Source organism: Pseudomonas sp. URMO17WK12:I6, assembly GCF_003253625.1.
In the GTDB taxonomy this organism is placed as follows: Bacteria; Pseudomonadota; Gammaproteobacteria; order Pseudomonadales; family Pseudomonadaceae; genus Aquipseudomonas.
On sequence record NZ_QKYZ01000003.1, the window covers coordinates 432,314 to 450,862 of the forward strand.

An 18,549-nucleotide genomic window follows, 5' to 3' on the forward strand; every position below is an offset into this window, starting at 1 on the left:
AAGCAGGGGGCGGATGGTGCAGTATTAAATGGCCATGTTCAAGGCGAAAATGCCGTAGGTCAGGGGCCTGACGCTTGTAGGGCTTTCCCCTATAGCTGAGGTTTTGCACGATGAATACAGGCACTTTTCGAGGCAATTGACCGCTACGCCATATAAAAAAGAAGGCCCCACAGATGGGGCCTTCGTTTATGACTCAGCCAATAAATTCAAAGCGATTGCAGGGAAATGGTCGCGCTCTGAGAGTTTTGCTGGCTGTCAGCATCCATCCAGACCCACTGCGTACCGTCGCCTTGCAGATTATTGGAAATACTCTGAATCTGCGAGTAACTGATCTTGACGGCCCCAACTTCACTTGCAGTAGGCCCGATCGTGGTGACCTGGCCGGAGAGCAGGCCGTTCGACGTCTCGTTGACGACGAACACGGTCGCTTGCGCCTCACGGAACTGGCAAGAGAGGAACTGTGTAATGGTGCTGGTGATCGTCAGGTTCATCCATTTCGATGGAGGGACCGCATAGTAGCGGGTGTACTTGTTGAACGGATGCTGCTCACCATCGGCCGGCAGCGGATAGTTGCTGAGCCCCGATGTGTTGGTCGGCATGCTGACACTTCCCAGCCAGATTTCGACCTGTGATTTACCGGCGTTGCTGGACAGTGAGACCGAAACGGTTTGAGTATCGGTGCCCGAGACAAAACCCAACGATGCCAGGCCTGCATTGGCCGTGGTGCCAGGTACCGTGATCGGTACGGGCGGTTGGCTGTTGCTCCAGTTCACGGAGACAGTCGAGTTGTTGTCATTTTGCGCGGAGTTGTAGATAAAGATCCCATACAGCTGGCCTGGGCTAAGCGCGGTACAGGTGGCTGTATCACCTGCGGTGAGCGTAATGCGTTGTCCGCCGTTCCAGTTAATTTGGGCAGCTGAGATAGCGACACTTTCCATGTTGGAGTTCCTTTTCCTGTTGTGGTGGTATAAGGATTCGCACAGCAATTGTCCTTACCTGCGCCGTGCGTGGAAAAGATACTAGTTGAAGGTATGTAGCGGTCAAGTAACTAACTGGTTGTAGTTGGCTGCATGTGATTATTTTTTTGGAATAGTTGCAAGTATAAATCGCTATAAATTTTCTCAGGTGTAAAAAATATAAAGCTGTCAATGACCGCTTATCTTTTGTACGGGTTTTATTTTTTAAATTGCAATAAGACTATATCTAAAAAATATAATGGGAGAAAAGATGTAGCGCCCAATGAAGCAAGATATGCAAGCTGTCTTTTATTCAAGTCCTGCGGCAGGCCCTGAAATCAGGACCCGCCATAGTAGAGGAGGTATGGGGGGGGTATTTCAGCTCAACTGCCGCCGATACGGCAAATCCGGCCCGGTCTTGCTGCAGGTCAACGCGGCGGCACTCACCGCAAACCTGAGCATCCCGTCAATCTGCTCACGGCTGAGCCGCTGCACACCCGCAACCGAATCCAGCTGCTGCTCGGTCAGCCAGGTAATCAGCGCCGCCTGGAAGGTATCGCCAGCCCCAACGGTGTCGGCAATCTTCACCGAACAGGCCGGCACCGACCATGTGCCATGAGCCCGGCTGAACACTGTCGCCCCCTGACCGCCACGGGTCAGGAACACCAACTGACAACGATGGTCCAGCCAGCCTTCGATCACGCGCTGCGGATCCTGCTCGGGATACAACAGGCTCAAATCTTCGTCGCTGACCTTGATCAGGTCGGCAAGCTCCACCAGGGTGGCGATCCGTGAACGCCACAACTCGATGTTCGGCTCGGGATTCAGGCGCACGTTCGGGTCGAGGCTGATCAGGCGTTTGCCACTTTCGCGCTGCACCAGCGCCAGCAAGGTATCGGCAACCGGTTGCACCACCAGCGAGAACGAGCCGATGTGCAAGCCGCGCACTTCAGGCCCCAGTTGCGGCAGATGAGCAAGGCTCAACTGCCGATCCGCGCAGCCTTCGCCGCGAAAGCTGTAGTGAGGCGAGCCGTTGGCACCGACCGCGACCATCGCCAGCGTGGTCGGCGCGGCGAAGTCCACGAGGTAATCCGGGCGCACGCCTTCATCCTGCAGCACTTGCTGCAAGCGGCGGCCGAGGTAGTCGGTCGACAGTCCGGCAAACAGCGCGGCATCCACGCCCAAGCGGCGCAACCCCACTGCAACGTTGAACGGCGAGCCGCCGGCAATTGCCTTGAAATTCACTTTGGATGCCAGGCCGCTGGCATCGTCTTCGCTGAAGAAATCGAATAGCGCTTCACCACACACCAGATACATAGTTGCTCGCTCTTTAAAGGGTTGCGACATGCTGTTGATAGCGTTCGTAGGCCTGCTGACAGGCCTGTACATTTTCTGCAATCGGCAGGGTTTCACTGGCCAGGTCGAGCTTCACGCAGCGCTCGCACAAGTCCGCCAGGCTGTCTTCGTGGCCGTTTGCCCAAGACTTGCACCACGCCGCCTGAATCGCTGCGCCAAGCGCCGCGGCCTCGCTCTGTTCGGTACAAATCACTGGCGTATTCATGATGTCGGCGACGATTTGCCGCCACACCGGGCTCTTCGAGCCGCCGCCGGTCAGGCAGATGCCGCGGCTTTGTAAGCCATTGTGGCGCAGCAGGTCCAGCCCGTAACGCAAACCGAAGGTGGTGCCTTCCACCACGGCGCGGCACAGGTTGGCCCGGGTCAGGTTGGTCATGGTCAACCCCAGCAGGCTGCCGCTGGCATGGGGCAGGGCGGGAACGCGTTCGCCATTGAGGAACGGCAGCATGCACACGCCTTCAGCACCAATCGGCGCGTGCTCGACCAAGGCATTGAACTGCTCGATATCCAGTTCGAACAACTCGCGAATCGCGCCGGTGGCATTGGTCAGGTTCATGGTGCAAATCAGCGGCAGCCAGCCGCCGCTGGAGGAACAGAACGTCGCCACCGAGGCGTCCGGACTGACGTGCGCTTGCTCGGCATAGGCGTAGACCGTCCCCGAAGAGCCGAGGCTCATGGTGATCGCGCCGGGCTTGATGTTGCCGGTGCCGATCGCGCCCATCATGTTGTCGCCACCGCCGCTGGAGACCAGGGCCTTGGGGTTGATGCCCAGATGCTCGGCGATGCCCGGCAGGATCGTACCGACCGGCTGGTGGGCATCGATCAGCTCCGGGAGCGCGGCTTGCAGGCGCCCGCTGGGGTCGATGTCGCGCAGCAGTTGCAAGTCCCACTGGCGCGTACGTACGTTGAAATAGCCGGTGCCCGACGCATCGCCGTACTCGCTGCAACTGCGACCGGTGAGCCAATAGTTGAGGTAGTCATGGGGCAGCAGGATACGGGCGATGCGGGCGAAAATTTCCGGGTGTTGTTCTTTGGTCCAGAGCAGCTTGGACACGGTGTAGCCCGGCGCGATAACGATGCCGAGGCGCTCCAGGGAGCCTTTTTCACCGCCCAGATGAGCCAGTAGACGATCATTCTCCGGGGTGGATTCGGTATCGCACCAGAGCTTGGCCGGGCGCAGTACCTTGCCGTGATCGTCGAGCAGCACCAGGCCATGTTGCTGGCCGGAAACGCCGATGCCGAGAATGGCCTGACCATCGACATCCGCGGCGAGCAACGCGCGACGGGTGGCCTGGGTAAAGGCTTCCAGCCACTGGGCGGTGTCTTGCTCGCGACGGCCATTGGGGCCGCTGATGAGGCTGTGGACAGCAGCGCCCTGACCGAGGACCTGACCGCTGTGTGCGTCGAGGATCACGGCTTTGGTGCCTTGGGTGCCGCAGTCGATGCCCAGGAATAGTTGTTGGTTTGCCATGGAAACACCCTACCGAAGATTGTTCCCACGTTCTGCGTGGGAATGCATCAATGGACGCTCTGCGTCCGCTTCTGAATGGGACTCGGAGCATCCCGGGCTGCATCAGCGTGGGAATAATCAGACGGACAGCACTCGTTCGAGCGTCTGCGTCACGCCAACTTCCCGCAAGCTGTTACAGCACCACTCGAACGCCGCGACGAACTCTGGCGAACGCGGAATCGCCGTGCCGAAAATCTCCTCAACCTCCAGCAGCCGCTGGGTGATCAATGCATCATCGGCCACCAGCGCCTGACAGAACGCCGCCCGCGGATCCGGAATTGCATAGGTCTGACCGTTCTCATCCACGCCTTTGAGGTACAGCGCCCAGGCCGCCACCACCAGCGCCGCACGTTTGGTCTCGCGGCCGTCGGCGATCAAGCGGTTGAGGGTCGGCACGGTGAATTTTGGAAACTTCGATGAGCCGTCCGAACACACCCGCTCCAGTTGATCGGCAATCGCCTGATTGGAGAAGCGCGCCACCAGGGTGTTTTTGTACTCGGTCAAATCGATGCCCGGCACCGGCGCCAGTTGCGGCGTCACGTCCAGGTCCATGTAGGCGCGCATGTAGCGCACGAACAGCGGGTCGTTCATGGTTTCGTGAACGAAGCGGTAACCCTTCAAAAAACCCAGATAAGTCAGGGCCAGGTGACTACCGTTGAGCAGTTTGATCTTCATCTCTTCGTAAGGCGTGACGTCGTCGGTGAACTGCACGCCGACTTTTTCCCAGGCCGGGCGACCGTTGACGAATTTATCTTCCAGCACCCACTGCACAAACGGTTCGCAGACCACTGGCCAGGCGTCGTCAATGCTGTGTTTGTCGTGCAATTGCAGGCGATGCTGGATGCTGGTCATCGGCGTGATGCGGTCGACCATGGCGTTGGGGAAGCTGACGTTGCGCTCGATCCAGTCGCGCAGGTCGGCATCGCGCAGGGCGGCGAATGCGAGCAAGGCTTTGCGGGTCACCGCGCCGTTGTGCGGCAGGTTATCGCAGGACATCAGCGTGAACGCGGGCGTGCCGGCGGCACGCCGTTTGGCCAGCGCGGCGCAGAGGAAGCCGAACACGGTTTTCGGCGTGTTCGGATTGCTCAGGTCGTGCTGGATCTGTGGCAGATGCGCCATGAACTCGCCATTGCTGTCGTCGATGCAGTAGCCGCCCTCGGTGATGGTCAGCGAGACGATGCGGATCTCGGGGCTGGCCAGTTTATCGACTAGCGCCTCGGCGCCGTCTTCGGCCAGCAGCATGTCGCGGATCGCGCCGATGACTCGCACTTCGGTGTCGTCGGTATCGCCGAGTTCAAACAAGGTGAACAGGTAATCCTGTTCTTTGAGATCGTCCCGGGCACGACGGTCTTCGGCGCGCAGGCCAACCCCGCAGATGGCCCAGTCCAGTGCTTCGCCGGTGTTCATCAAGGCGTCGGTGTAGTACGCCTGATGTGCGCGGTGGAAACCGCCGACGCCAATGTGCGCGATGCCCTGGCGGGTGTCGCTCAGGGTGTAGGCGGGCAGGGCCACCTCGGGGGCGAGGCGGTTGAGGTTGGACTTGTTCAGTTTCATCGCATGTTCTCTGATATCAGGCTGCGGCGCGCAGTGGACGAGTCAGCGCCACGCCGTTGGCATCGAATAAATGGCAGTGTTCGGCGTCCAGGTGCAGGCTCAGGGTTTCGCCATAACGGCTGGCCAGATCGCCGCGAACGCGCATGGTCAACGCTTCGCCGGACGACGTCAGCACATGGCAGAAGGTGTCGCTGCCCAAACGTTCGCTGACATCGGCGGTGACTTGCAACGTGCAGTCGCCAGGTTGCGCCAACTCCAGGTGTTCCGGGCGAATGCCCAGGGTCACCGCGCCGCCGACGCTCAGGTTGGCCGCGCTCAGCGGCAGAGTGATGCGGGTGCCGGCGTCCAGCAGCACTTCGCAGCCCCGGCTTTCAATACGGGTGACTTTGCCTTTGAGGAAGCCCATTTTCGGTGTGCCGAGAAAACCTGCGACAAACAGGTTGGCCGGCTGGTGATACAGGTCCAGTGGCGAACCGACCTGCTCGATCTTGCCGCCATTGAGCACGACGACTTTGTCGGCCATGGTCATGGCTTCGACCTGATCGTGGGTCACGTAGATCATGGTGGCTTGCAGTTCTTTGTGCAGGCGCAACAGTTCCAGGCGCATTTGCACCCGCAGGGCGGCGTCGAGGTTGGACAGTGGTTCGTCGAACAGGAAAATTTTCGGGTTTCGCACGATGGCCCGGCCGATCGCTACGCGCTGACGCTGACCGCCGGACAGCTGTTTCGGTTTGCGTTCGAGCATCGGCCCGAGTTCCAGGATGCGAGCTGCTTCGCCGACCTTCTTCTCGACTTCGGCTTTCGCTACACCGGCCAGGTCGAGGGCGAACGACATGTTTTTACGCACGCTCATGTGCGGGTACAGGGCGTAGGTCTGGAACACCATCGCCAGGTCGCGCTTGGCCGGGCTGACTTCGGTGATGTCGCGGCCATCGAGCTCGATGATGCCGCCGCTGACTTCTTCAAGGCCGGCGATCAGCCGCAGCAGGGTCGACTTGCCGCAACCCGACGGGCCGACGAACACCACGAATTCCTTGTCGTTCACTTCCAGGTCGATGCCTTTGATGATGGAAAAACCTTCGAAGCCTTTTTGCAGATTTTTGATTTTCAGGTTGGCCATGATGGCGCTCCTTTATGTTTATTCTTTGAGGGCTATTTCACGGCGCCAAACGACAGTCCGCGGACCAGCTGTTTCTGGCTGATCCAGCCGAAGATCAGGATCGGCGCGCAAGCCAGGGTCGACACCGCCGACAACTTGGCCCAGAACAAACCTTCGGGGCTTGAGTAAGAGGCGATCAGTGCGGTCAGTGGCGCGGCTTTGGACGAGGTCAGGTTCAGCGACCAGAACGCCTCGTTCCAGCACAGGATCAGCGACAGCAACACTGTGGAGGCCAGGCCGCCCTTGGCGATCGGCAGCAGCACCCGGACCATTTCCTGCCACAGGGTGGCGCCGTCCAGGCGTGCGGCTTCGAGGATGTCCTTGGGGATGTCTTTGAAGTAGGTGTAAACCATCCAGACCACGATCGGCAGGTTGATCAGCGTGTAGATCACGATCAGCGCGATTCGCGTATCCAGCAGGCCAAAGCTCTTGGCCAACAGGTAGATCGGCATCAGCACGCCCACTGGCGGCAGCATCTTGGTGGAGAGCATCCACAGCAACGTGCCTTTGGTGCGCTGGGTTTCGTAGAACGCCATGGAATAGGCGGCCGGCACCGCGATCAGCAGGCACAAAGCGGTGGCGCTGAAGGAAATCACCACCGAGTTCCAGGCGAAGCTGAAGTAATCGCTACGCTCGTTGATGTGCAGGTAGTTCGAAAGCGTCGGCGTGAAGATGAATTGCGGTGGCGTGGCGAAGGCGTCGATTTCGGTCTTGAAACTGGTCACCACCATCCAGAAGATCGGGAAGAAAATCAGGATCGCGATGGCCCAGGCCAGGGTGCCGAGCAGCAGGCTTTGCAGACGACGGGATTGTTGAAGAGTCATGGCGCGGGCCTCAGGCTTTGTCTGTCAGGTTTTTGCCGATCATGCGCACCAGCACGATGGCCGCGATGTTGGCAATCACCACCGCGATCAAGCCACCGGCGGAGGCCATGCCGACGTCGAACTGCACCAGCGCCTGGTTGTAGATCAGGTAGGCGAGGTTGGTCGAGGCGTAACCGGGGCCACCGTTGGTGGTGGTGAAGATTTCGGCGAACACCGACAGCAGGAAGATGGTTTCGATCATCACCACCACCGCAATCGGCCGGGCCAGGTGTGGCAAGGTCAGGTGCCAGAAAATCGCGATCGGGCCGGCACCGTCCAGGCGCGCGGCTTCCTTTTGTTCCTGGTCGAGGGACTGCATGGCAGTCATCAGGATCAGGATCGCGAAGGGCAGCCATTGCCAGGACACAATGATGATGATCGACAGCAGCGGGTAGTGCGCCAGCCAGTCCACCGGCTGCGCGCCGAACAGCTTCCAGATGTAGGCGAGAATTCCCGAGACCGGGTGAAAGATCAGGTTCTTCCAGATCAGCGCACCGACGGTGGGCATGATGAAGAACGGCGAGATCAACATCACCCGCACGATGCCGCGACCGAGAAACTCACTGGCCTCCAGCAACGCGCTGATCAACACGCCGAACACCACGCTGATCAGCAACACACTGCCCACCAGCAACAGGGTATTGGTGGCGCCGGGCAGGAAACCCGAATCGCTCAGGAAGTAGCTGAAGTTCTCCAGCCCCACGAATTCGTTTTCGCCGGGGTAGAGCAGGTTGTAGCGGATCATCGAAAAGTAAATGGTCATGCCCAACGGCACGATCATCCACAGCAGCAGCAACGCCACCGAGGGGCTGACCAGAAACCAGCCGGGGTTGGTCAACCGGCTTTTACGCACCGGTTGCGGGATGTCCATGTGAGCTTTGACAGTGGTTGAAGTATTCATGGCGATCAGAACCGATTGGGAACAGACAAATGAAGATCAACTGTAGGGGCGAGGCTTGTGTGGTGAGGGAGCTTGCTCCCGCTGGGTCGCGAAGCGGCCCCAAAAGCTTTGCGACTGCTGCGCAGTCGAACGGGAGCAAGCTCCCTCGCCACACAAGCCGACCCCTACATGGGGGGCGCTGGTTATTTGGGATAACCGGCGCGCTTCATTTCACGTTCGGTGGTTGACTGGGCGGCGGTCAGAGCCTGGTCGACCGTGGTCTGGCCGATCAACGCGGCCGAGAACAGCTTGCCGACCTGGGTGCCCACGGCCTGGAATTCAGGAATGGTCACCAGCTGGATGCCAATGTAGGGCACGGGCTTTTGCGACGGTTGGCTCGGGTCCGCGGCTTTCAGCGATTCCAGCGTCACCTTGGCGAACGGCGCGGCATTCATGTAAGCCTCGGTGTAGGTCGAAGCGCGAGTGCCTGGTGGCACGTTGGCGATGCCGTCTTTTTCCGCGACCAGGGCTCCGTACTCCTTGGACGTGGCCCAGGCGCTGAAGGTTTTCGCCGCTTCCTTGGCCTTGGAACTGGTTGGGATGGCCAGTGCCCAGGAATACAGCCAGGCCGAACCTTTGTCGGTGACCTGATGCGGTGCGTAAGTAAAGCCGACGTGGTCGCTGACTTTGCTCTGGGTTTTGTCGGTCACGAACGAGCCGGCCACGCTGGCATCGACCCAGATCGCGCACTTGCCGCTGTTGAACAGCGCCAGGTTCTCGTTGAAGCCGTTGCTCGATGCGCCGGGTGGGCCGGACTTTTTCATGGTGTCGACGTAGAAATTCAGCGCATTTTTCCACTCAGCACCGGTGAATTCCGGCTGCCATTTCTCATCGAACCAGCGCGCGCCATAGGCGTTGGCGACAGTGGTGATCAGCGCCATGTTTTCGCCCCAGCCAGCCTTCCCGCGCAGGCAGATGCCGTACTGTTCTTTATCTTTATGGGTGAGTTTGCTGGCGAATTCGCCGATCTGTTCCCAGGTCGGGCGTTCCGGCATGGTCAGCCCGGCGTCCTTGAACAGGTCGGTGCGGTAATAGGTGATGGAGCTTTCAGCGTAGAACGGCAGGGCATAGAGCGAGCCCTTGACCGAAAGACCTTCACGCACCGAAGGGAAAACGTCGTCGAGGGCGTAGTTGGCCGGCAAGTCCTTCATCGGTTCCAGCCAACCCTTGGCACCCCAGAGTGCGGCTTCGTACATGCCGATGGTCAACACATCAAACTGCCCGCCCTGGGTGGCGATGTCGGTGGTCAGGCGTTGGCGCAGGACGTTTTCTTCAAGCACCACCCAATTGAGTTTGATGTCCGGATGCTCGGCTTCGAAGGTTTTCGAGAGCTTTTGCATGCGGATCATGTCGCTGTTGTTGACGGTGGCGATGGTCAGGGTCTGAGCGCCGAGGCTGACGCTGCTGAGGGTCATGCAGGTGAGGGCAAGCAGAGCTTTTACCGAAGGTTGCATCGTGCACTCCTTTTCTGCACCCGGGGGTTACAGAAGGACAGTTATTGTTTTTGTGTCTTCCTGCGGAGGGAAGAATGTGCAGCGATTACAGCCTTCAATTGACAGGCTGACAAATCATCCATCGCACTGTGATCGATACTTTTTTGCACTGGGCTTTGGCGGGGGAGATGCAAGGACAGGCTTTGCAGAGGCGAGCGGTCATTGAATTTGTACAGGTTTCATCGGCCTCTTCGCGGGTAAACCTCGCTCCTGCAAAAGCGAGGCTTGCCCGCGAAGGAGATCTAAAAATCAGCCGAGGTTTTGCTCAGTCAACCGTTGCACCGCCAGCCGCCGGTAGTGCGACGGCGTCATGCCCTTGAGTTGCTGAAAACGCCGGTTGAAGTTGGAAATGTTGTTGAAGCCCGACTCGAAACACACATCGGTCACCGTTTTGTCGCCATCGGCCAGCAGCTCGCAGGATTTGCTGATGCGCAGGCGATTGACGAACTCGATGAAGCAGCGTCCGGTGGCCTGTTTGAACACTCGGCTGAAGTAGGTCGGCTTCAGGCCCAGATGCTCGGCCACCTCTTCCAGCGTTAAATCCCTGGCGTAATGGGCAAAGATGTAATCCACCGCCCGGTTGGTACGGTCGATATTGTGTTCATCGGCCAATTGCGGCGTTGTGGCACCGGACAGCAACTGGTAGTCATCGGACGCCGCCAGCAACTCCAGCAGAATGAAAAAATACCCGAGCCGGGTCATGCCTTGGGTGTCGGCGATGCGCTGCATCAAGGTCATGGCCTGGCGTATGGTGCGCTTGCAGCGAAACTCGATGCCGTACTGCGCGCGCTCCAGCAAGGGCGCAATTGTCTTGAGTTCGGCGAATACCTGATGGCCACTTTCGAACAGCTCGTCAGTGAAATTGACCAGCATGTCGCGCTCGGGCACCACTTCGTCTTCGGCCACCTGGCTGATCCAGTTGTGGGGCAGGTTGGGGCCGGTCAGGAACAGTGTTTCCGGGTAGAAGTTACCGATGTAGTCACCGATGAACACCTTGCCGGAGCTGGCGATGATCAAGTGCAGTTCGTATTCCTTGTGGAAATGCCAGCGCACCAGGGGGCAGGGGAATCCGTGTTGGCGATAGATGATGGACAACCCGTTGTGGTCGTCCATCAATTCGTAGGAAGGATCGGTGACTCTGGCTGTTCGGGTCATGTCAGGGCGCTTTTATTGTTATCGCCTCTTGATCATGCCTCTTTCGGGGCGCCTAAGGCCAGCTTGCAACGCGACTGTGCTCAGGCGGGGGCATGCAAGGCATCACCGTATACCGCTTTCATGCTGGTGGCACTCCAGCAGTAACGAACGATTTCGGATTCGTCGAAAAAGTCGGTATTGATGATGCTGCAGCGCGTGACCCAGTCCCGGGTGGGATTGAACCAGTCATTGATGTGGTTTTTGATGTCTTGAGGCCCTCCCAGAAACGCGTAGCTGGTGGCCGATAACGACCATAAAAATGTTTCGTATGGCGCGTCTTTGAGTGTGTTGGAAATATGGGTTTTCAAATCCTCGGTGTCGGTAAACCGCTTGTTGATCCACTTGTGTGCAATACGCGGCCAGAAATAATTCTCATCCAGTTCCCGCCGTACGGGCGCCGCTAATATCACCCGGCGCAGAGCACTGATCCGCTTGAGCTCGCCGATCGTTTTTGTGGCGTTGTCGGGCGGTATCACTCGCTGTCCGAGTTGGCTGACCAGAAGCTCATTGAGTTTCTGATAGTCAAAGCGATTGTTACCGTCCCCTAGCTGATGAAAGTCCAAAACCACGAATTCATCCGGGTTTCGGTCCAGGAAAGATGAAACTGCGCTGATGAGTTCATCGAGAACCCGATGTGATTGATATCCATGGTGATGGAAATAGAAAATCGACTGCTCAGCCCCCTCGGTGTAGCCCAGGCGGATATCGAATGCCCGTGCGCCATTGGACAATTGCCATGCAAATGAACCGTTTTGACATGTCGTCCAGTTGCCGACGACCACCTCATAATTAGGCGCCTGTTTATCCATGCCGGCGTTATGGGCGCCGGGCCAGATAACATCAGTCAGTTTTATACGATCGATGTCGAGGGCATTACTCATCCATTTTTGTTTATCCAGCGTGATTACTGCGTTATGGGTCATGACAGTTCCTTGTCGTAGACTCGTCCCCTCCATGGAGGGGACGAGGTCCATGTTTCGGGTGTGGCTGCGTGCCATACCTCTATTGCTCGCCTGCGTAGAAAGGCTTTCATGACCCAGCATAGAAGTGCGCGACTGCATTGCCAGTCACGGAAATACTTGCATAAGAATTAACCCTTTAATGGCTCGGCGCTAGTTGGCGCGCTTGGCCGCTTTACTCAGGTTTGCGGTCAGGCAATACGAAACGATGTTGCTTTCTTCAATAAAGTCGACATTGATAATGTTGCACCGTGTTGCCCAGTCGCTTTTATTCGGGTCAAACCACGAATTAAGCTCATCGTGAATATCTACCGGACCACCGAGAGCGCTATAACTGGTCGCGGACAGGGACCATGGTGCCCATGTGCCTGGCGGGAATTTCAGCACTTTTATAATGTGCTGTTCCAACTCGGAGGCACTGGTGAGGCCGTTGCCAGACCATTTGTGCTCGATTTGCTGAATGAACACGTTCTTGTCAATTGCCCAGTGCCAAGGCGCAGCAACCACAACGCGTTGGCTGTCGCTGAGACGTTTGAGTTGGCCGATGCTCAACGAGCGATTTTGGTTGGGAATCAAGCGGTATCCAAGGAAATGGATCATCATCTTATTGAAGTAAGCGTAATCAAAGGTATCCCCATTCAACTCATGAAAATCCAGGATGATGAATTCATTGGGGTTTTCTTGCAGAAATATTTCTACGTCTTTGACAAGGTGCCCAAACGTGCGGCCGTTACGGTAGCCGTTGTGATGAATGCAGAACTTGCCGAGCCCCGGCGCACTGGCGTCATACGTCAAACGGATGTCAAGCACTCGGGAACCATGGCGCAGTTGCGAGTAAAACGATTCGTGCTGACACGCCAGCCAATGGGCGCCTGGGATCAGCGGCCAGGATGCCTTCCAGTCGCTGCCGGCGTTATGGGTGCCTGGCAGTGTCAATTCGGCGAGCGACAAAGTATCAATCGCCGGCGTGGCGCCCATCCAGTTTCTAAATGCGTAGTTGTTCTGAACAATGTTGTCCATTTAATGCTTCCTTGCATAGTTTGATAGGTGTTGTTGGTTGGCCGAAGTGAGTGACTGCCACCCACTTCGGTCAAGAATTTATAAAGGGAAAGAGAGGGGTGATCAATTGTCGTGATAATGCAAGATATGTATATTTGGTTGTGCGTAACTTAGGCAGGGTTTCGGTTTTTCGCCTCAATCCATTGCGCCATGTATTGCGTACTTTTATGGTGGTGATGACGCAACATGCTACCGGTAAAATTATCGCGTCTAAGTTGAGTCAAGTGCTGTTGGCAGTGCAACAACTTCTTGATCAATGCCGGGCCATGTTCCGACATTTTATATCGATCGGCCAGTAACCTCTGTCCGTGGGATTGGGCCTGCGCCCAAAGCGCTTCATCCTTATACAGCCGCACCGCACAGTCAGCCAGTTCCCGTGCCGTGCGGGCCACGGTCCCAGGCCAGGGATGATTGCCATGCATGGCTTCGGCGCCGATGGGCGTCGTCACCGTGGGGGTGCCACATAACATGGCGTCGACGATCTTGCCTTTGATACCGGCACCGAAGCGTAGAGGCGCCAGACAAATGCGTGCCGCCGACATCACTTGCAAAGCATCTTCTGCCCAGTTCATGACATGAAAACCCTGGGCCGGGTTGTGCAGCGCGGTAGCTTTGGGGGGCGTGTAAGCACCGTAGATATGCAACTGAGCCGTGGGCAGTTGCTCGCGGATCAACGGCCAGATGGCTGTTTTCATCCAGAGCACCGCATCCCAGTTCGGCGCATGTCGAAAATTGCCGATGCTGAGAAAGTGCGCCCGATCTTCAAAGGCTGTCGGCGGCACGAGCTCAGGTTCGACCATCAGCGGACACCAGTGCAACAAGTTGCGCGGCAGCTTGAACTGCTCGACCAGCAATTCGATCTCCACTTCAGAGATCATCAGGTTCAAGTCGCAACGGTACAGCGCAGCAATCTCCCGTTTGGCGAGATCGGTATCAGCCATCAGTTCGAACTCTTCGCGCAACGCCGGCGCGAACAAGTCGCTGAAATCATTATTGTCGTCACTGACCTTCAAGCGATCCTTGAGGCGCTGATGCCGGGCGTGCCGCAAGCTTTGCAGATCCGATGTCTCGAGGACACGCAGGGCATCGGGACAGTATTTTTCGACCCGCCAGCCAAACTGCTCCTCCATCATGAACTGGTCGAACAGCACTATGTCCGGAGCAAGTTCACTGACGAAGTCGTCGAAACTGCTGTTGTTCAATTCAATCGGAATTTCACGAATGCCCAACGCCGTCAGATCAGCCCGATGTTCGCCGGTTCCGGCCGGGCTACTGAAGGTGACGTCCCAGCCTTGCTGCAAGAATGTCTCAAGGATTTGCATGACGTGCCCACCGGCCGCTGAAGAACGGGGCTCGGGCCAGACGTAACCAATGACCAGGACTTTGGTTGCGTTGAGCTGACTCATGACAGTGTTCCTTGGTGTAGGCGAGGAGGGACGAAGAAAAGGCCGCAATTAAACCACAGGAGGCGATTCCTGTGAGTTTGCGGCCGTTTACTTGAGTCGACGGGAGGTCAGCACCCCTGTTGACAGAGATTTTCTGTCCCAGGCATCTAGGCGAGTGTAGACAGATTAATGATCACAGCCTCCGTGATGTGCTTACCGGTTGCGGTGTCGAACTTGCTCCTCATCCGGCCCAGGTTTTCGAGAAAGCGCGGGTAATTGGCCGATCGTTGATTCAGCAAGCCAATAGCCAGGGCGTAAGAGTCGGCGTTCAGGAGTGCAGGAGCCTCGGCAACGATCTTGGGCAAGTCTTTTTTAAGCTGGTTAAACTCACGGAACCCCTTGTGATCGGCATCCCGCAATGTGAAAGGATCTAATCCTTCCGGATGCTTCGCCAGATTCATCAACTGAGTCACATCGACATCGCCTGCCTTACCAAATGCGGGATCCGGGTTGCCATACATCAGGTCAATCGTACGTTGTGAGCCATGAGACATCTCATGCACCACGCCATCAGCGATCCGTCCTTTGTCGAACCTTTCCTTTTGGAAAAAGTCAGTCATATTGTCCGAGTAGATCTTAATGAATCGACTTTCAACCGAGTCAGCGGAGTAATTCGCTGCTTTCCATCGCGCGAAGGTCTCGGGAAGCATTGCCGCCAGCGCGCCGTCCGAAGGTTTTTTTACAATATCTATGTTCTTCAGGGAGATGTGATTGAGGTCTTTTTTCATTTTGCGTAATGCTTCGGTCAGGTGCTCAACAGTTTGAGCGGAACTGTTGCCGAAGAAATACTTTATTACTGCTTTTACTTCGAAATCAGCACTGTTCGCCACCAGTTGATGCAGTGCGGTGTCAATTTTTGTCTGGGCGATCGGTAAGCTTCTTTTGACATAGGCGGAGACGAAGCTATCCGGGAGGAGTTTCTTGCGAACGTAGGACTTGAAACTCAAGTCGAAGTTTTTGAGTTTCTTTCCCCACGGCTGCCCCAGCCGGTTGAGAGCGTACCAGTCATCCTGCATGCGGACCGCAGACACGACGAAAGAATCTCCAGAGCTACCCAGCGGACGCCAGGTTCCTTGTCCGATATCAGTTCGTTGCGCCGCTTTGATCAAGTCATAAGCGTCAGCACTGCCGGTCAGTCTTCGAAGTTGATGGGTTGCACTTTCCAAAGAGTTCAAGCCAGCCCGACTGATACCCAATACACCTTTCTTTAAATACTTTCCGACGCCCAGGATCAGCTCTGGCGTACCGTCCAGCGGGTTGAACACAGAATGGAGAAACCCTAGGCCCAACTTGGCTAGCGCTCTGGCCTTCGAGGCCGTGGAAACGGCCTTTGCCGCGACGCTAACGGCTTTTGCGGCGACGCCAACGACCAGCAAAACGGTCATCGCAAGTTCAAGCGTGCAGGACAACGTACTGCCCCTGTTACGGTCCGGATCGTCGGAGAAGAAGTCTTCGATGCAGGATTTAAAAGGCACAATAATATTAATGAATGTCTCGAATTGTTGTTCTTCCTTTGAGTGTCTTTGCTCCAGTTCTGTTCGGCCCCGTGCGTCTTCTATCAGTTCGTCGTACGTCCAGAGGGGGCGATGCTTCAAAATGAAATTTGTCAGGGGGCTGAATTCTTCGCTTTGATAGCTCTCATAATAACCAGGCTTAATAGTGCGTGTTGTTTTTACCGATGCGTTCAATGATCCCAGTTTTTCAATTACCCCATGACTGGACCGGGTGTTGCCGGGTGGAACTCCATGGGTATAGCTCTCTATATCAGTTGGCAAATTGTGGATTTTTTCGGCTTTGCTCAAACTGTTGATGTGATCGGTAAAGTCCAGTCTCGCAGGTTGTGCCAGCAGACCTTCTTTTTGCACAAGTGCTGCCAGTTGAGGGTTCTCCCTGCATTCACCGTGTAAGGTGAACAGTTCATAACAATACAACCGGCCTTCATATTTCGAGCACATCACGACGCCATAGCGACCCGTGGCTTCATCTTTGGCTTTCTGTTTTTCCTGAGGAAACAAATCGGGAGGCTGGATGATGGCAACCGAGGGCCGGATAGTGAAGAAAGTGACTTCACCGCACAGCAAACGAACCCGGTCAGCCGGCGGTAACGCCGACAAAGCCAGATTGACAATACTGGCCATCGCTTTTTCCAATGGCGCATAAGCCTGGTCAAAGCGACGTTTGAAAATCCCCTCCGTAGAGACCAGATTAGGCACAAGGTGCGGAAATCTCTGGTAGAGACTAGGGCTTTTTTTCAAATCCCAGTTCAGTGTCCCCAGATGGTTGGACATGTTGAGCTCTACCATGGACATGGCTAACGGCTCGAAATTGTTGAACTCGTGCCAACCCCGTTGTTTCTCGAACAGTATTTTTTCGTCGATGAAATCGCAGTCCGGCACGATCTGCTCAAGTATCTCCCGGGAAATCGCTTTTCGGCTGGGCAGTGGGGTCGATAACGTGGCGACTGCTTGCGAATAGACATCCGCAAAGGTCTGATAAGCCCCAATGGCACGATCACCAGAACCTTTATAGTCAATGATCACCTGCTCAAGCGTAATCACGTTGTTCAACAGCGCCCAGTCAATAATCGGATCGACTGACAGCACGCTGTGCAGAATCTCCTGCTCCTTGTTGACTGGCTCAATCGCTTCAAGTTGCATGACGTTTGCAAAGGTCATGGAAAGCACGGAACCGCAAGCGTTGGCTTCTGCTATGGCAACGCCCCGACAGAATGTAATCCATTCGGGGGTGCCCAGTCGCAATGATTCGGGCAGATCTCTTACCAGAAATTCGGGTGCCCTGCCTGCCAGCAGCAAGTAGGCGGCGAGCGTACTGGTGTTAGAAGGAATGTCATGCTCACTCTCAAGATGCCGTTCCAGTTCAGTGAAAACCTCTGGAACCGATTTCTCTATGTTTTCAGGCGCATAAAGGTTGTAACCCGCGATGTGATTTCGACGCTCGTCGCCTCCCGCGTCCGGGTAAATGTCGAGAATAATTGCAGTCATGAGCACCTGCTCGAGGTTCAACTCAGAGACGGGCTCACCTGATTTGGATACGTACCAGTCAAGCGCTTTTAAATAACTTTCGGACCAACTTTTGAAATAGGGGTGTACACCCAATTCGTGCAGCAGTTCGCGGCAATTCAATCGGTTTGCTGTTTTCGAACGGTTTCCCAATACAATACTGCACAGGTCCACCAGCAGCTTTCCGCGCCCCCCGATATGCTGAGCGGTCAAGGTACGAATTGTTTGCCTGTCATCCGCCGATAGCACCAAAGCCTTGTCCTCACTGCCTGTGATGGCTTCCCAGTAGTTACCCAATGCCGGGGAAGGGTGGTAGTCAAACTCCAGATGCTTGATCAGGTTTTTAATGCGTTTTACATCTTCGGGCAGTTCGTATTCGTGGAATGTGATCCATTGAGCAACACCCAGCCGATTGTCGAAGAACACCACTCTGTCGATGGTTGCTGCAATGTCAGCGATTGCAACCAGATCATCATTGAGATCCGGATCAAGTTTCGTTTTTGCGGTCAATCGTATTTCGCGGCCATTATGGGACGCGATGATGTGTCCGGCATCGACAACATAGAACGAAGCATCAGGATGAACGGCATAGTAGGCGAGCACTTCTTTAAAGGCGGGCTTGTCGATCATGCTCTGCAACATGACAGCCCCGGGGCGCAGTGCCTGTTCGAACGAAGAACCTTCGGTCACTGTAATGAATAGCTCTTCCCAGTCTATCTGCTCATTGTTTTCTTTTCCGGAAATAGCCTTTTTAAGCTGTGCGATGATTTCGCCTCGCTCGATTTTATCGCCCTCAATACCTTGCTTAAGTCGAGGGGTAATATCTTGAGGGCTTGATGGTTGCAAATTATAATTCGCAGCTGTGCGCGGTTGGTTCATTAGTGGTTCCTTCTACTGGTTGTTGCTTAAAGGTGCGGAGATCCTCTTTTAGTTTAAGTTATTGGGCAACTGACATTGTATTAGTGCCTGTTTCAGGTGGGGTCATAAAGTATTTATGGGTGCGGACTGTTCCGTTGCGGAACAACTAATAAGCACCGCTCT

The 18,549-nt window shown here is 56.0% G+C and carries 13 protein-coding genes; all 13 read right to left on the reverse strand.

What is annotated here, in order from left to right; all coding sequences use genetic code 11:
* Positions 1-206: 206 nt before the first annotated feature.
* Complete coding sequence (locus F475_RS07950; protein WP_018926045.1) at positions 207-938, reverse strand: hypothetical protein; 732 nt, start codon at positions 936-938, stop codon at positions 207-209.
* A 396-nt stretch (positions 939-1,334) separates the two neighbouring features.
* The gene (locus tag F475_RS07955; RefSeq protein WP_111453617.1) at positions 1,335-2,273 is read right to left on the reverse strand and encodes a carbohydrate kinase; all 939 of its coding nucleotides are present in this window, start codon (positions 2,271-2,273) and stop codon (positions 1,335-1,337) included.
* Positions 2,274-2,286: 13 nt separating this feature from the next.
* Positions 2,287-3,783, reverse strand: coding sequence for a xylulokinase (gene xylB, locus F475_RS07960; protein ID WP_111453618.1), 1,497 nt, complete (start codon positions 3,781-3,783; stop codon positions 2,287-2,289).
* A 117-nt stretch (positions 3,784-3,900) separates the two neighbouring features.
* Entirely contained in the window at positions 3,901-5,376 is a 1,476-nt protein-coding gene (locus tag F475_RS07965) for a mannitol dehydrogenase family protein (protein ID WP_111453619.1), read from the reverse strand.
* A 16-nt stretch (positions 5,377-5,392) separates the two neighbouring features.
* Positions 5,393-6,496 carry an ABC transporter ATP-binding protein gene (locus tag F475_RS07970; protein ID WP_111453620.1) on the reverse strand — a complete coding sequence of 368 codons (1,104 nt, stop codon included), beginning with the start codon at positions 6,494-6,496 and terminating at the stop codon, positions 5,393-5,395.
* Positions 6,497-6,528: 32 nt separating this feature from the next.
* Entirely contained in the window at positions 6,529-7,359 is an 831-nt protein-coding gene (locus F475_RS07975) for a carbohydrate ABC transporter permease (protein WP_111453621.1), read from the reverse strand.
* A gap of 10 nt (positions 7,360-7,369) precedes the next feature.
* A complete protein-coding gene (locus F475_RS07980; RefSeq protein ID WP_064618053.1) occupies positions 7,370-8,299 on the reverse strand; it encodes a carbohydrate ABC transporter permease in 930 nt (309 codons plus the stop codon).
* A gap of 182 nt (positions 8,300-8,481) precedes the next feature.
* On the reverse strand, positions 8,482-9,792 hold the full coding sequence (locus tag F475_RS07985; RefSeq protein WP_111453622.1) for a sugar ABC transporter substrate-binding protein: 1,311 nt from the start codon (positions 9,790-9,792) through the stop codon (positions 8,482-8,484).
* Between the two features lie 288 nt (positions 9,793-10,080).
* Positions 10,081-10,986, reverse strand: coding sequence for an AraC family transcriptional regulator (locus tag F475_RS07990; protein WP_111453623.1), 906 nt, complete (start codon positions 10,984-10,986; stop codon positions 10,081-10,083).
* Positions 10,987-11,066: 80 nt separating this feature from the next.
* The gene (locus F475_RS07995; protein WP_064618047.1) at positions 11,067-11,948 is read right to left on the reverse strand and encodes a hypothetical protein; all 882 of its coding nucleotides are present in this window, start codon (positions 11,946-11,948) and stop codon (positions 11,067-11,069) included.
* Between the two features lie 189 nt (positions 11,949-12,137).
* Positions 12,138-13,004, reverse strand: coding sequence for a phospholipase (locus F475_RS08000; protein ID WP_111453624.1), 867 nt, complete (start codon positions 13,002-13,004; stop codon positions 12,138-12,140).
* A gap of 149 nt (positions 13,005-13,153) precedes the next feature.
* On the reverse strand, positions 13,154-14,449 hold the full coding sequence (locus tag F475_RS08005; protein ID WP_018926033.1) for a glycosyltransferase: 1,296 nt from the start codon (positions 14,447-14,449) through the stop codon (positions 13,154-13,156).
* Between the two features lie 146 nt (positions 14,450-14,595).
* Positions 14,596-18,387 (reverse strand): hypothetical protein, encoded by a 3,792-nt coding sequence (locus F475_RS08010; protein WP_111453625.1) that lies wholly within the window; start codon positions 18,385-18,387, stop codon positions 14,596-14,598.
* Between the last annotated feature and the right edge of the window lie 162 nt (positions 18,388-18,549).

What these genes read in the sequence shown, in the direction of transcription:
- F475_RS07950 (WP_018926045.1), bottom strand. Translation starts at nt 938, where the DNA reads ATGGAAAGTGTCGCTATCTCAGCTGCCCAAATTAACTGGAACGGCGGA.
- F475_RS07955 (WP_111453617.1), bottom strand. Translation starts at nt 2,273, where the DNA reads ATGTATCTGGTGTGTGGTGAAGCGCTATTCGATTTCTTCAGCGAAGAC.
- xylB (WP_111453618.1), bottom strand. Translation starts at nt 3,783, where the DNA reads ATGGCAAACCAACAACTATTCCTGGGCATCGACTGCGGCACCCAAGGC.
- F475_RS07965 (WP_111453619.1), bottom strand. Translation starts at nt 5,376, where the DNA reads ATGAAACTGAACAAGTCCAACCTCAACCGCCTCGCCCCCGAGGTGGCC.
- F475_RS07970 (WP_111453620.1), bottom strand. Translation starts at nt 6,496, where the DNA reads ATGGCCAACCTGAAAATCAAAAATCTGCAAAAAGGCTTCGAAGGTTTT.
- F475_RS07975 (WP_111453621.1), bottom strand. Translation starts at nt 7,359, where the DNA reads ATGACTCTTCAACAATCCCGTCGTCTGCAAAGCCTGCTGCTCGGCACC.
- F475_RS07980 (WP_064618053.1), bottom strand. Translation starts at nt 8,299, where the DNA reads ATGAATACTTCAACCACTGTCAAAGCTCACATGGACATCCCGCAACCG.
- F475_RS07985 (WP_111453622.1), bottom strand. Translation starts at nt 9,792, where the DNA reads ATGCAACCTTCGGTAAAAGCTCTGCTTGCCCTCACCTGCATGACCCTC.
- F475_RS07990 (WP_111453623.1), bottom strand. Translation starts at nt 10,986, where the DNA reads ATGACCCGAACAGCCAGAGTCACCGATCCTTCCTACGAATTGATGGAC.
- F475_RS07995 (WP_064618047.1), bottom strand. Translation starts at nt 11,948, where the DNA reads ATGACCCATAACGCAGTAATCACGCTGGATAAACAAAAATGGATGAGT.
- F475_RS08000 (WP_111453624.1), bottom strand. Translation starts at nt 13,004, where the DNA reads ATGGACAACATTGTTCAGAACAACTACGCATTTAGAAACTGGATGGGC.
- F475_RS08005 (WP_018926033.1), bottom strand. Translation starts at nt 14,449, where the DNA reads ATGAGTCAGCTCAACGCAACCAAAGTCCTGGTCATTGGTTACGTCTGG.
- F475_RS08010 (WP_111453625.1), bottom strand. Translation starts at nt 18,387, where the DNA reads ATGAACCAACCGCGCACAGCTGCGAATTATAATTTGCAACCATCAAGC.